The following is a 13,262-nucleotide window of genomic DNA, read 5'->3' on the forward strand; positions in this document are numbered from 1 at the left end:
CTCTCTTACCTCAGCTGGTACAAATCAAGCAGCGGGCTTATTACGCCGACGCTGGTTGTTGTTGCCACCTTCCTGGCCCGCAAGTGCACGCTTCTCAGACGCCATGGGATCGTGTTCCATGATTTCGCCTTTGTAGATCCACACTTTAATGCCGGAAATGCCGTAAGCCGTCAGAGCTTCTGCAGTACCGTAATCGATATCGGCACGCAGAGTATGAAGCGGTACGCGGCCTTCACGATACCATTCGGTACGAGCGATTTCTGCTCCACCCAAACGGCCAGCGCAATTGATACGAATGCCTTCGGCACCCATACGCATTGCAGACTGAACGGCACGCTTCATAGCACGACGGAATGCGACACGACGCTCCAGCTGCTGAGCAATAGACTGAGCAACCAGGTTTGCATCGGTCTCTGGCTTGCGCACTTCAACAATGTTGATATGCACATCAGAGTCCGTCAGTTTGCCAACCTTGCGACGAAGTTTCTCAATATCAGCGCCTTTACGGCCGATAACGATGCCCGGACGTGCAGAGTGAATGGTCACACGGCACTTCTTATGTGGGCGTTCGATCACGATCTTGGAAACAGCAGCCTGCTTGAGAAGCTCGGACAGCATGTTCCGAATAGCGTAATCTTCATGAAGAAGAGCACCATATTCGGTTTTACCAGCATACCAGCGAGAATCCCAAGTCCGGTTGATGCCCAGACGAAGACCAATCGGATTTACCTTATGACCCATCAGGCTGTCTCCTCGACTTCACGAACAACGATCGTCAGGTTGGAGAAAGGCTTGAGGATCTTGCCAACACGACCACGAGCACGTGGCTGCCAGCGTTTCATGACCAAAGCCTTACCAACATAGGCTTCTGCAACAACCAATGCATCAACATCCAACTCGTGGTTGTTTTCAGCATTAGCAATCGCAGATTCCAAACATTTCTTAACATCACGAGCAATGCGCTTGGATGAGAAAGTCAAATCAGCCAGAGCTGTATCGACTTTCTTACCGCGAATCATTGCAGCGACAAGGTTCAGTTTCTGGGGAGAAACACGAAGCATACGGCTTACTGCCTTTGCTTCATTGTCTTTCAATACGCGTGCGCGTTTTGCCTTACCCATTATTTCCTCCGAGCCTTTTTATCAGCACCATGACCGTAGTAGGTGCGGGATGGAGAAAATTCACCGAACTTGTGTCCCACCATCTCTTCAGAGATGAGGACAGGTACATGTTTCTGGCCGTTATACACACCAAAGGTGAGTCCAACGAAGTGAGGCAAAATGGTAGAGCGACGGCTCCACGTTTTGATCACTTCGTTGCGGCCGGAAGCGCGAACCTTGTCTGCCTTCTTCAGAAGGTATCCGTCTACAAACGGACCTTTCCAAACAGAACGTGCCATCGGTTAACCCTTATTTCTTGCGCTGATGACGACTACGAACAATAAACTTGTCGGTCGTCTTGTTGCTGCGAGTACGCTTACCCTTGGTAGGCTTACCCCATGGAGAAACAGGATGACGGCCACCAGAAGTACGGCCTTCACCACCACCATGTGGGTGATCTACTGGGTTCATAGCAACACCACGCACCTCTGGACGTTTACCCAACCAGCGGGAACGACCAGCTTTACCGTGATTAATGTTCGAATGCTCGGGGTTGGATACAGCACCGACGCTTGCCATGCAAGTGCCAAGTACCAATCTTGTCTCCCCGGAGTTCAAACGAATGATCGCATAACCCTGATCACGACCCACCAACTGTGCATAAGCCCCGGCAGAACGGGCGATCTGACCACCTTTACCAGGCTTCAGCTCGACATTGTGGATGATCGTGCCAACTGGCATGTTCGCCAAAGGCATTGCGTTGCCCGGCTTGATGTCAGCAGATTCGCTGGCAATCACCTTGTCCCCTGCAGCAATACGCTGTGGAGCCAGAATGTATGCCTGCTCACCATCTGCATAATTCACCAGTGCGATGAATGCAGAACGGTTAGGATCATATTCCAGACGCTCAATCGTGCCTTCTACGTCAAACTTGCGACGCTTGAAGTCGATCATGCGGTAGGTACGTTTATGACCACCGCCGCGGCGGCGGGACGTAATACGACCTGTGTTGTTGCGGCCACCAGACTTGGTCAAACCTTCAGTGAGTTTCTTGACCGGCTTGCCCTTCCAAAGGCCAGAACGATCAACAATCACCAATTGGCGCTGTCCAGGGCTAGTGGGTTTAAAGGTCTTGAGTGCCATGACTTCAGCCTATCCCAAAATTCCTTAAAGACCAGTCGTGACGTCGATTGACTGACCATCTTCGAGGGTCACAATCGCTTTTTTCACGTCTACCTGCTTGCCGACAATGCCTTTGAAACGCTTCACTTTACCCTTACGGACCAAAGTGTTAACGCTTTTGACTTTGACAGAAAACAGCGCTTCAACAGCGGCCTTGATTTCTGGTTTAGTCGCATCCTGGGATACATTGAAAACAACCTTGTCCTGTTCGGACTGAATGGTTGCCTTCTCAGTAATCACTGGGCTGCGGATGATATCGTAATGACGAAGGTTGGTCATTTGAACCGTTCCTCCAGAGCATCGACTGCGGCCTTGGTCAGAACCAGAGTGTCGCGACGCAGAACATCAAGAACATTGATGCCCTGAACTGGCAACACATCGATACCGACGATATTGCGAGCAGCTTTAGCAAAGTTGCTATCGACTTCCTGACCAGCAATGAACAATGCGTTCTCGATGCCAAGACCTTTAACCTGTGCAGAAACTGCAGCAGTCTTAGGTGCATCAGCCTTCACATCATCAAGAATGATCAGAGATTCATTCTTCAACTTGGAAGACAGAGCATGTTTCAGCGCCAGCGCACGAACTTTCTTTGGCAGCGCAATCGCATGATCGCGAACAACTGGACCAAAGGCACGACCACCACCACGGAACTGAGGCACTTTCTTGTTGCCGTGACGAGCGCCACCGGAGCCCTTCTGGCGAAGGTACTTCTTGGTGGTGCCAGTGATTTCAGCACGTGTCTTGGTCTTATGGGTGCCGGACATCCGTTTCATCTGTTGATAACGAACCATACGGGCCAGAATATCGGCACGTGGCTCAAGACCAAAGACTTCATCAGAAACGGATACAGAACCCGCATCCTTACCATCGAGGGTTTTAACTTGCAGTTCCATTATTCTTCGCCCTCCTTAGCAGCAGCTTCAGCTGCACGGACAGCGCCAGGAACAGGTGCCTCGGCAGGACGCGCACGTTTTACCGCATCCTTGATCAGGATCCAGCCGCCTTTGGAACCAGGAACAGCGCCCTGAACCAAAACCAGACCACGCTCAGCGTCGGTCTTGACGACCTTCAGGTTCTGGGTGGTGACACGGGTAGCACCCATGTGACCGGCCATCTTCTTACCTTTGAAGACCTTACCAGGATCCTGACACTGACCGGTAGAACCGTGAGCACGGTGGGAGATGGAGTTACCGTGCGTTGCACGACCACCACCAAAGTTGTGACGCTTCATGGAACCGGCAAAACCTTTACCGATAGAAGTACCAACAACATCCACATGCTGACCAGCTACATAATGATCCGCAGTCAGCTCGGAACCAACCTCAATGAGGTTGTCTTCGCTTACACGGAACTCAGCCACTTTACGTTTCGGCTCAACTTTAGCCACTGCAAAGTGGCCGCGCATCTGCTTCGAAACGTTTTTAACTTTGGCTTTACCTACACCCAACTGAAGTGCAGTATAACCATTTTTTTCTACAGTTCGCTGAGCAACAACCTGGCAATTCTCAACTTTGAGAACCGTCACTGGTACATGTTCACCAGTTTCGGTATAAATGCGGGTCATTCCCAACTTCTGTGCGATCACACCAGAACGCATGGCTACTCTCGCCTTTCGCTCAAGTTAGAGCTTAATTTCAACGTCCACACCGGCCGCAAGATCAAGCTTCATGAGGGCATCAACCGTCTGCGGGGTCGGGTCGATAATATCGAGAAGACGCTTATGCGTGCGGATCTCGAACTGCTCACGGCTTTTCTTATTTACGTGCGGCGAACGGTTGACAGTGAACTTCTCGATCCGTGTTGGCAGCGGAACCGGGCCGCGAACATTGGCGCCGGTACGTTTCGCAGTGGAAACAATTTCCTTAGCCGAAGTATCAAGAATGCGGTGGTCGAATGCCTTGAGGCGGATTCGAATATTCTGACCGTTCATAATTTAATCCTCAAAAGACCGGGGTGCATCTGGATGCATCCTTATGCACCCCTGCCCTAATGATTACTCGACGATAGAACCGACGATGCCGGCACCTACGGTACGGCCACCTTCGCGGATAGCGAAGCGCAGCTTTTCTTCCATAGCGATTGGCACGATCAGCTCAACATTCATCTCGACGTTATCGCCAGGCATAACCATCTCGGTACCTTCGTTCAGGGTAACAACACCCGTCACGTCAGTGGTACGGAAATAGAATTGTGGACGATAGTTGGTGAAGAACGGAGTATGACGACCGCCTTCTTCTTTCGTCAGGATGTAAGCTTCTGCTTTGAACTTGGTGTGTGGAGTAACGGAAGCTGGTGCACACAGAACCTGGCCACGCTCGACATCTTCACGCTTGGTACCACGCAGGAGAACACCAACATTGTCACCAGCTTCACCGCTATCAAGCAGCTTGCGGAACATTTCAACACCGGTACAGGTGGTTTTCTGGGTGTCTTTGATACCGACGATCTCAATCTCGTCACCAACATTGATCACGCCACGCTCAACACGACCGGTTACCACAGTACCACGACCAGAGATGGAGAATACATCTTCGATAGGCAGCAGGAATGGCAGATCCTTTGGACGCTCTGGAGTTGGGATATAATCGTCAACAGCAGCCATCAGTTCCATGATTGCTTCACGGCCGATTGCAGCGTCACGGTTCTCAACAGCAGCAAGAGCAGAACCTTTTACGATAGGAATATCGTCGCCTGGGAACTCGTAAGAATCCAGCAGTTCGCGAACTTCCATTTCAACAAGCTCAAGCAGCTCTTCGTCATCAACCTGATCAACTTTGTTCAGGAACACTACCAGAGCAGGAACACCAACCTGACGGGCAAGCAGGATGTGCTCACGCGTCTGTGGCATTGGGCCGTCAGCTGCAGAACAAACCAGGATAGCACCGTCCATCTGAGCAGCACCGGTGATCATGTTCTTCACATAGTCAGCGTGACCTGGACAGTCAACGTGAGCATAGTGACGGTTCTCTGTCTCATACTCAACGTGAGCAGTAGAGATCGTGATGCCGCGAGCTTTCTCTTCTGGCGCACCGTCAATCTCATCATAAGCCTTAGCCTCAGCACCGCCCTTTTCAGCAAGGGTCATGGTGATAGCTGCGGTCAGGGTGGTTTTACCATGGTCAACGTGACCAATCGTGCCGATGTTTACATGCGGCTTATTACGTTCAAACTTTTCCTTAGCCATAGGAAATAGCTCCAGTTTAGAATTTCATTAAGTGCGTGAAGCGTGAGGTTTAGGCATATTTTGCCTGAACCTCGTCTGCAACGGCCTGCGGCACTTGTGAATAGTGATCAAACACCATGGAATACTGAGCACGACCCTGGGACATGGAACGAAGATTGTTCACATACCCAAACATGTTCGCCAGTGGAACCATGGCAGTGATGACGGTTACAACACCACGAGCTTCAGTGCCGGAAATCTGACCGCGGCGAGAGTTGATGTCACCGATGATGTCACCCATATATTCTTCAGGGGTAACAACTTCGACTTTCATCATTGGCTCAAGCAGCTTTGGACCAGCGGCACGACAACCTTCGCGGAAGCCCGCGCGAGAAGCGATCTCAAAGGCAAGAACGCTGGAGTCAACGTCATGGTATGCACCATCAGTCAGCTCAACTTTCACGTCTACCATTGGGAAGCCAGCGATAGGACCAGAGGTCATAACGGACTGGACGCCCTTCTCAACACCAGGGATGTATTCTTTTGGAACGTTACCACCGACAATAGAGCTCTTGAATTCGAAACCAGCGCCTGGCTCGTTTGGCTCAATTGTCAATTTCACGCGAGCGAACTGACCAGAACCACCAGATTGTTTCTTGTGGGTGTAGTCAATGTTCTCAGAGCGAGAAATGGTTTCGCGGTAAGCAACCTGCGGAGCACCAATTTGCGCTTCCACCTTGAATTCACGTTTCATACGATCAACAAGAATATCAAGATGCAGCTCACCCATACCAGCGATAATGGTCTGACCGGATTCTTCGTCAGTCTTCACGCGGAAGGATGGATCCTCGGCAGCCAGACGATTCAGGGCAAGACCCATCTTCTCCTGGTCGGCCTTGGTTTTAGGCTCAACAGCAATTTCGATAACTGGATCCGGGAATTCCATACGTTCCAGAATAACCGGGCGCAGTGGATCACACAGAGTATCACCAGTTGTAGTGTCTTTCAAACCAGCGATCGCAACGATGTCACCAGCATGTGCCTGCTTGATGTCCTCACGAGAGTTGGAGTGCATCTGAAGCATACGACCAACGCGCTCGCGCTTTTCCTTCACGGTATTGAGAACGGACGTACCAGTCTCAAGAGTACCGGAATAGATGCGGCAGAAAGTCAAGGAACCTACAAACGGGTCGTTCATGATCTTGAACGCCAGCATGGAGAACGGCTCTTCGTCAGACGCTTCGCGAGTGGTTTCCTCTTCGGTCTTAACATCAACGCCCTTGATGGCTTCAATTTCGACCGGGCTAGGCAGATAGTCTACCACTGCGTCAAGCAAAGGCTGAACACCTTTGTTCTTGAACGCGGTACCACAGAGGATAGGAACAAACTCGTTGGCAATGGTGCCCTTGCGGATCAGTTCCATGATCTTTTCATTGGATGGCTCATCACCCTCCAAATAGGCTTCCATCGCTTCTTCGTCGCATTCAACAACACTCTCAATAAGAGTTTCGCGATATTCAGCAGCCTGATCTACGAGCTCGGCAGGAATATCGCCAATCTCGAATTTAGCGCCCAGAGACTCTTCCAGCCAGATGATTGACTTCATCTGAACCAGATCGATAACACCTGAGAATTCGCTCTCAGCGCCAATCGGCAACTGAAGGCAAAGAGCAGTCGCACCGAGGCGCTCCTTGACCATGTCAACGCAGCGGAAGAAATCAGCACCAAGCTTGTCCATCTTGTTGACAAAGATCATCCGAGGAACGTTGTACTTATCAGCCTGACGCCAAACGGTCTCGGTCTGCGGCTCAACACCAGCATTGGCGTCAAGTGCACAAACCGCACCATCGAGAACACGCAAGGAACGCTCAACTTCAATAGTGAAATCAACGTGACCTGGAGTATCGATGATGTTCAGACGCTTTTCGCGCCAGAAACAGGTGGTAGCAGCAGAGGTAATGGTAATACCACGCTCTTGCTCCTGCTCCATCCAGTCCATGGTAGCTGCGCCATCATGAACTTCGCCAATTTTGTGGCTTTTACCGGTATAGTAGAGGATACGTTCCGTAGTGGTCGTCTTACCAGCATCGATGTGAGCCATGATGCCGAAGTTACGATAGTCCTCAATCTTGTGGCTGCGTGCCATGACTTCGCCCCTAAAGGTTTACCAGCGATAATGCGAGAAGGCACGGTTGGCTTCGGCCATACGGTGCGTATCTTCGCGTTTTTTAACTGCGGAACCGCGATTGTTAAACGCATCAAGAAGCTCGCCAGAAAGACGATCAATCATGGTGCGCTCATTCCGGCCGCGAGCGGCGGAAATGATCCAGCGGATAGCCAGGGCCTGCTTGCGTTCAGTACGAACATCAACAGGAACCTGATAGGTTGCACCACCAACACGGCGGGAACGAACCTCAACAGAAGGCATTACATTTTCCAGAGCAGTGTGAAACACCTCTACTGGATCCTGCTTGAGTTTACCTTCGACAGAATCAAGAGCACCGTAAACAATCCGTTCAGAAACGGACTTTTTACCATCCAGCATGATGCTGTTCATGAATTTGGAAATAACGATATCACCGAACTTCGGGTCCGGGTTGATAGTACGTTTTTCTGCACTATGGCGACGTGACATGTGACCTGTACTCCAAAGAACGGCTTATTTAGGCCGCTTCGCGCCATATTTGGAACGACGCTGCTTACGGTCTTTAACACCCTGGGTATCGAGAACACCACGCAGAATGTGGTAACGAACACCAGGCAAATCTTTTACACGTCCGCCGCGGATCATCACAACGGAGTGTTCTTGAAGGTTATGGCCCTCACCAGGGATATAGCCGATAACTTCAAAACCGTTGGTCAAGCGAACCTTGGCAACCTTACGCAAAGCCGAGTTAGGCTTTTTAGGCGTAGTGGTATAAACGCGCGTACAAACGCCCCGCTTCTGTGGGCAGGCCTCCATGGCCGGTACTTTATTTCGCTTTACCGGCGCCTTGCGCGGCTTGCGAATAAGCTGGTTAATGGTTGGCATATAGCGTGCCTTTCAGATCTCTCTGAACGAATTACCAAAAATGCACCGTCCGCACGCACAAAAGCGCACCATCGCACGACTTCTGCCGCGAACAGCACTGTGAAAACCAGAGGATCACGGAAACCCGCGATCATGAGCCAGTCAATCTCAGCTTCATTTTAATGGACAGCGTTTAAATCGATTTGGTTCAAAGACGTGTCGTCTCTGATTGGATCGGTTTACCGCCTGTCCGAGAAGTGGCGCGAACATATGCCGAAGAACTCGCCTCGTCAACCCCCTATGCAAAGATTCAGGGGAGCTACGAGCTTGCTATGCGAGAGGGTAATATTATTTCAAAAAAAAGCACGATTAAACAATAAATGAATTGGAAAATTTCCAACGGTTAGAATCGGCTAAATCCCTAACAAAAATACAAGATCAAAGAGGGCTTAACAGAAATATGACCACAGATTCGAAGATGCGAATCCCTCTCCTGCTGATCATTGGAATCCAACTCGATTCTCACCCGGAAGGCAGATCATCGTCCAGAATTCAAACAACAAAAAAGGCCGCCCAAATGAGCGGCCTTTTTCATAAATTTATGCAATCCGATCACTCGCCCGGGGTACCAGACAAATCGGTGATCTGAGGAGTCGTGGACAGAGACTGTGCTTTCTGCTTCTCTTCCAAAATCAGATCATCGCGATGTGAAGCAACGCGGCGCAGACCGGACATCACACGACCCGTACCTGCTGGGATCAAGCGACCCACAATCACGTTTTCCTTCAGACCTTCCAAAGTATCGATCTTGCCCTGAACCGAAGCTTCGGTAAGAACGCGAGTGGTTTCTTGGAAGGATGCAGCAGAAATAAAGGAGCGTGTCTGCAAGCTTGCCTTGGTGATACCAAGCAGAACCGGCTTGCCTTTGGCCGGATGTTTGCCTTCAGCTATCAAACGCTCATTTTCTTCATCAAACTCAAGGCGATCAATTTGCTCGCTAGCAAGGAAATCACTATCACCACGCTCTTCGATCTCTACCTTCTGCAGCATCTGGCGAACGATAACTTCGATATGCTTATCGTTGATACCCACACCCTGCAGACGATAAACGTCCTGGATCTCATTGACCAGATATTCAGCCAGAGCAGCAACGCCCTTAACAGCCAGAATATCATGCGGTGCCGGATTACCGTCGAGAATATAATCGCCCTTCTCGATCGCATCACCTTCCTGCAAGTGGAAAGGACGACCTTTCGGGATCAGATATTCGATTGGCTCCACACCATCTTCCTGAGATTCCAGAACGATGCGACGCTTGTTCTTGTAGTCACGACCAAACTTGATGATGCCGTCCATATCGGCAATAACTGCATGATCCTTCGGACGACGTGCTTCGAACAATTCAGCAACCCGTGGCAGACCACCGGTAATATCCTTGGTTTTCGCACTTTCCATAGGAACACGAGCCAAAACGTCACCTGCTCCGACCTTGGTTCCTGGCTGTACAGACAGAATAGCATCGACAGAAAGAAGATAGCGAGCATCGCCACCACGATCCAGAGGCTTGATCGCACCACTATCATCCTTAATGGTGATGGCGGGCTTCAGATCCGCAGATCTTGGATTTGAACGCCAGTCGATAACGACACGCTTGGTGATACCGGTTGATTCATCAGTTGTCTCACTGACGGACAGGCCTTCAGCAACATCTTCAAAGTCAACCACACCACTGGCTTCGGACAGAACCGGGCGGGTATATGGATCCCATTCTGCCAGTCGCTGGCCTGGTTCCACCTTGTCGCCTTCGTCGACATGCAGATGAGAACCATATGTCAGTTTGTTGACAGAGCGCTCATTACCTTCGCTGTCTTCAATCACGATGGTCACGTTGCGTCCCAGAGCAACAAGCTTGCCCTCGGAGTCGCGTGCAATATTGCGATTGCGGATGCGAATGGTGCCTTCGAAATTGGATTCGATGAAGGAGGAGTCAACAACCTGCGCAGTACCACCGATATGGAAGGTACGCATGGTCAGCTGAGTACCAGGCTCACCAATGGACTGAGCCGCAATAACACCAACAGCCTCACCAATATTCACCTCAGTACCACGTGCAAGGTCGCGACCATAACAAGCGGCACAAACACCATGACGAGTGTTACAGGTCAGTACAGAGCGAACCTTGATGGACTGTAGACCACACTCTTCGATCTCTTCCAAATGCTCTTCGGAAATGATTTCACCAGCTGGCACAATCACATTGGATGTCTTCGGATTGACAACATCCGCCGCAGCTGTACGACCACGCACACGCAGGCTCAGAGATGCAACCACCTGACCGGCGTCAACGATCGCTTGAACGTCAAGACCGTCCTCTGAACCACAATCAACCTCGGTGATGATGCTGTCCTGAGCAACATCCACCAGACGACGGGTCAGATAACCGGAGTTAGCGGTCTTCAAAGCCGTATCCGCCAGACCTTTACGAGCACCGTGAGTGGAGTTGAAGTACTCGAGAACTGACAATCCTTCTTTAAAGTTCGAGATAATTGGTGTTTCAATAATCTCGCCAGAAGGCTTGGCCATCAGGCCACGCATACCTGCAAGCTGTTTCATCTGAGCAGGTGAACCACGAGCACCGGAGTGAGCCATCATGTAAACAGAATTCATCTGTTTCTGACGCTTGGTCTCTTCATCAAACTCAACAGCCTGAATGCGCTTCATCATCTCGTCAGCAACGCGATCGGTACATTTCGCCCACGCGTCAACAACCTTGTTGTATTTCTCGCCTTGCGTAATCAGACCATCGTTATATTGCTGTTCGAATTCCTTGGCCAGAGAGTTGGTTTCAGACACCAGACCATGCTTGGTATCCGGAATAACCATGTCATCCTTACCAAAGGAAATACCAGCACGGAACGCGCGGTTGAAGCCAAGACCCATGATCTGGTCACAGAAGATAACCGTCTCCTTCTGACCACAGTGACGATACACTGTATAGATCATCTTGGAGATTTCTTTCTTGGTCATCAACTTGTTGCAGACGTCGTAAGGCACTTCGACATTACGCGGCAGCAACTCACCAATCAACATGCGACCAGGAGTGGTCTCGTAAATCTTTGAAACCGGATTGCCATTTTCATCAACGGTCTTGAAGCGACCTTTGACTTTGGCATGCAGAGTAACTGCCTTGGTTTCCAGCGCATGATGCAACTCACCAAAGTCAGAGAACAGCATTCCCTCACCTGGCTCATTGTCATTCATAATCGACAGATAATACAGACCCAGAACAATATCCTGAGACGGTACGATGATTGGCTCACCGTTTGCCGGATGCAGAATATTGTTGGTGGACATCATCAGAACGCGCGCTTCAAGCTGTGCTTCCAAAGACAGAGGCACGTGAACAGCCATCTGGTCACCATCAAAGTCAGCGTTAAACGCAGAACAGACGAGCGGGTGCAACTGGATTGCCTTGCCTTCAATCAGGGTGGGTTCAAAAGCCTGAATGCCCAGACGGTGAAGGGTCGGCGCGCGGTTCAACATGACCGGATGCTCGCGAATAACCTCATCGAGGATATCCCAGACTTCCGGTTTGCCCTTTTCAACCAGTTTCTTGGCCTGTTTCACGGTCGTGGAATAGCCTTTGGCATCCAGACGTGAATAAATGAACGGCTTGAACAGTTCCAGAGCCATCTTCTTAGGAAGACCACACTGATGCAGTTTCAGCTCTGGACCCACCACGATCACAGAACGACCGGAATAGTCAACACGCTTACCAAGAAGGTTCTGACGGAAACGACCATGCTTACCTTTGAGCATGTCGGACAGAGACTTCAACGGACGTTTGTTGGCACCCGTGATCACACGACCACGACGACCGTTATCAAACAGAGCGTCTACAGATTCCTGCAACATGCGCTTTTCGTTCCGGATGATGATATCCGGGGCACGCAGTTCCATCAGACGCTTCAGACGGTTGTTACGGTTGATTACACGGCGATACAGATCGTTCAGATCAGATGTGGCGAAACGACCACCATCCAGTGGCACCAATGGGCGCAGATCGGGTGGTATCACAGGCACAACGGTCATGATCATCCATTCTGGGCGGTTGCCAGATTCGATGAATGCTTCAACGATCTTCAGACGCTTGGCCAGCTTGATTGGCTTCAGGGTCGAGGTGCTTTCGGCGATTTCCTGACGAAGTTTCTCGGAGATCTGTTCCAGATCCAACGATGCCAGAATTTCACGAATAGCTTCGGCGCCAATCATGGCTGTGAAGCTGTCTTCACCATACTCATCCTGAGCAATCACATATTCTTCTTCAGTAAGAAGCTGATACTCTTTCAGAGGCGTCAGGCCAGGCTCGACCACGATATAATTCTCAAAATAGAGAACGCGCTCAAGATCCTTGAGCGTCATGTCCAGCAGCTGACCGATACGGCTTGGCAAAGACTTCAGGAACCAGATGTGAGCAACAGGAGCAGCCAGCTCGATATGCCCCATGCGTTCACGGCGAACACGGGACAGAGTGACTTCAACACCACATTTTTCACAAATGATGCCTTTATATTTCATGCGCTTATATTTGCCGCACAAGCACTCATAGTCCTTGATCGGGCCAAAAATACGCGCACAGAACAAACCATCACGCTCAGGCTTGAACGTACGATAATTGATGGTTTCAGGCTTCTTGATTTCACCAAATGACCAGGACAGGATCTTTTCCGGACTCGCGATGGAGACACGGATCTGATCAAAGGTTTGGGCCTGAGCCTGCGGGCTGAAAAGATTCATGACCTCT

At 50.5% G+C, this 13,262-nt stretch carries 13 protein-coding genes; all 13 read right to left on the reverse strand.

Annotated features, from left to right (window positions below; genetic code table 11):
- Positions 1-24: 24 nt before the first annotated feature.
- The 13 genes from rpsC to rpoC all read right to left on the reverse strand — a co-directional run bounded on the left by rpsC (position 25) and on the right by rpoC (position 13,255).
- Positions 25-741: a 30S ribosomal protein S3 gene (gene rpsC / locus CRO57_RS07975; protein WP_097152745.1), complete on the reverse strand. Its 717-nt coding sequence runs from the start codon at positions 739-741 to the stop codon at positions 25-27.
- Positions 741-1,121 carry a 50S ribosomal protein L22 gene (rplV, locus tag CRO57_RS07980; protein ID WP_097152746.1) on the reverse strand — a complete coding sequence of 127 codons (381 nt, stop codon included), beginning with the start codon at positions 1,119-1,121 and terminating at the stop codon, positions 741-743. The genes rpsC and rplV overlap by 1 nt, the downstream gene beginning before the upstream one ends.
- Positions 1,121-1,399 (reverse strand): 30S ribosomal protein S19, encoded by a 279-nt coding sequence (gene rpsS, locus CRO57_RS07985; RefSeq protein WP_097152747.1) that lies wholly within the window; start codon positions 1,397-1,399, stop codon positions 1,121-1,123. Before rpsS ends, rplV begins: the two co-directional genes overlap by 1 nt.
- Positions 1,400-1,409: 10 nt before the next feature.
- A complete protein-coding gene (rplB, locus tag CRO57_RS07990; protein WP_097152748.1) occupies positions 1,410-2,243 on the reverse strand; it encodes a 50S ribosomal protein L2 in 834 nt (277 codons plus the stop codon).
- Positions 2,244-2,267: 24 nt separating this feature from the next.
- Positions 2,268-2,561 carry a 50S ribosomal protein L23 gene (locus tag CRO57_RS07995; RefSeq protein ID WP_097152749.1) on the reverse strand — a complete coding sequence of 98 codons (294 nt, stop codon included), beginning with the start codon at positions 2,559-2,561 and terminating at the stop codon, positions 2,268-2,270.
- Positions 2,558-3,178 (reverse strand): 50S ribosomal protein L4, encoded by a 621-nt coding sequence (rplD, locus tag CRO57_RS08000; protein ID WP_097152750.1) that lies wholly within the window; start codon positions 3,176-3,178, stop codon positions 2,558-2,560. Before rplD ends, CRO57_RS07995 begins: the two co-directional genes overlap by 4 nt.
- The gene (rplC, locus tag CRO57_RS08005) at positions 3,178-3,882 is read right to left on the reverse strand and encodes a 50S ribosomal protein L3 (RefSeq protein ID WP_097152751.1); all 705 of its coding nucleotides are present in this window, start codon (positions 3,880-3,882) and stop codon (positions 3,178-3,180) included. Before rplC ends, rplD begins: the two co-directional genes overlap by 1 nt.
- A 24-nt stretch (positions 3,883-3,906) precedes the next feature.
- Positions 3,907-4,215: a 30S ribosomal protein S10 gene (rpsJ, locus tag CRO57_RS08010; RefSeq protein ID WP_097152752.1), complete on the reverse strand. Its 309-nt coding sequence runs from the start codon at positions 4,213-4,215 to the stop codon at positions 3,907-3,909.
- 63 nt (positions 4,216-4,278) lie between these two features.
- Positions 4,279-5,469, reverse strand: coding sequence for an elongation factor Tu (gene tuf / locus CRO57_RS08015; RefSeq protein ID WP_097152753.1), 1,191 nt, complete (start codon positions 5,467-5,469; stop codon positions 4,279-4,281).
- A gap of 49 nt (positions 5,470-5,518) precedes the next feature.
- Entirely contained in the window at positions 5,519-7,594 is a 2,076-nt protein-coding gene (gene fusA, locus CRO57_RS08020; protein ID WP_097152754.1) for an elongation factor G, read from the reverse strand.
- 18 nt (positions 7,595-7,612) lie between these two features.
- Positions 7,613-8,083, reverse strand: coding sequence for a 30S ribosomal protein S7 (rpsG, locus tag CRO57_RS08025; RefSeq protein WP_097152755.1), 471 nt, complete (start codon positions 8,081-8,083; stop codon positions 7,613-7,615).
- 24 nt (positions 8,084-8,107) lie between these two features.
- Positions 8,108-8,479, reverse strand: coding sequence for a 30S ribosomal protein S12 (gene rpsL / locus CRO57_RS08030; RefSeq protein WP_090075714.1), 372 nt, complete (start codon positions 8,477-8,479; stop codon positions 8,108-8,110).
- A gap of 591 nt (positions 8,480-9,070) precedes the next feature.
- Positions 9,071-13,255 (reverse strand): DNA-directed RNA polymerase subunit beta', encoded by a 4,185-nt coding sequence (rpoC, locus tag CRO57_RS08035; RefSeq protein ID WP_425291275.1) that lies wholly within the window; start codon positions 13,253-13,255, stop codon positions 9,071-9,073.
- Positions 13,256-13,262 lie beyond the last annotated feature (7 nt).

It is taken from the genome of Cohaesibacter gelatinilyticus (assembly GCF_900215605.1).
Classification (GTDB): domain Bacteria; phylum Pseudomonadota; class Alphaproteobacteria; order Rhizobiales; family Cohaesibacteraceae; genus Cohaesibacter; species Cohaesibacter gelatinilyticus.